The organism is Streptomyces sp. MS19, from assembly GCF_047200595.1.
Lineage (GTDB): Bacteria > Actinomycetota > Actinomycetes > Streptomycetales > Streptomycetaceae > Streptomyces.
Window position 1 is genome coordinate 1 of the sequence record NZ_JBJZOH010000107.1, and the last position, 433, is coordinate 433.

1 protein-coding gene is annotated in these 433 nt (G+C 62.8%); it reads left to right on the top strand.

The features are described from left to right. Nucleotides 1-21: 21 nt before the first annotated feature. Nucleotides 22-433: roadblock/LC7 domain-containing protein (locus ACL02R_RS30080; RefSeq protein WP_059012614.1), on the top strand; the 412-nt coding region annotated here is incomplete at its 3' end.

Consider the following 433-nt stretch of genomic DNA (forward strand, 5'->3'; position numbering starts at 1 on the left):
AGGAGCGTTAGTGTGAGGCCGATGAGCCAGGCGGCGCAGAACCTGAACTGGTTGATCACCAGTTTCGTGGAGAACACCCCGGGGGTGTCGCACACGGTGGTGGTGTCTGCCGATGGTCTTCTTCTGGCGTTGTCCGAGGGGTTTCCGCGGGATCGTGCGGATCAGTTGGCGGCGGTGGCTTCGGGGCTGACGTCGTTGACCGCGGGTGCGTCGCGGATCTTCGAGGGTGGTGCGGTGAATCAGACGGTGGTGGAGATGGAGCGTGGTTTCCTCTTCATCATGTCGATCTCGGACGGTTCGTCGTTGGCGGTGCTGGCGCATCCTGAGGCGGACATCGGTCTGGTGGGGTATGAGATGGCGTTGCTGGTGGATCGTGCCGGTAGCGTTCTCACGCCCGATCTCCGTGCCGAACTCCAGGGCAGCCTGCTCAACT